Annotated in this window: 1 pseudogene; it reads right to left on the bottom strand. The window is 57.0% G+C overall.

Annotated features, from left to right (window positions below):
- Positions 1–113 precede the first annotated feature (113 nt).
- Positions 114–237: pseudogene (locus KJQ96_RS41285) on the bottom strand (protease); the annotation flags it as partial.

The following is a 237-nucleotide window of genomic DNA, read 5'->3' as shown; positions in this document are numbered from 1 at the left end:
GAACCGACGCTTTCAGATCGGACCAAGCATGCCCATCGAGTATCACAGAACTCCTTCACGGCCGCCGTGACACCACTGCTGATGATGCCCCGGTGTTCCGCCGAGTCCATCTTGAGCTCTTCGTCCCGGCAGATTGTAAAAATGGGCTTTTCGTCTCGTGAAAGTGACGGACGATCGCCTGGACTCGTTTGTCGGTGCGGATATATTCGGACCACGGCTGCCCGCGCAATAGATCGC

The sequence above is a fragment of the Bradyrhizobium sp. sGM-13 genome, assembly GCF_018398875.1.
Taxonomy (GTDB): domain Bacteria; phylum Pseudomonadota; class Alphaproteobacteria; order Rhizobiales; family Xanthobacteraceae; genus Bradyrhizobium.
Note: the sequence above shows the minus strand (reverse complement) of the source record. Positions and strands in the feature narration are given on the sequence as shown.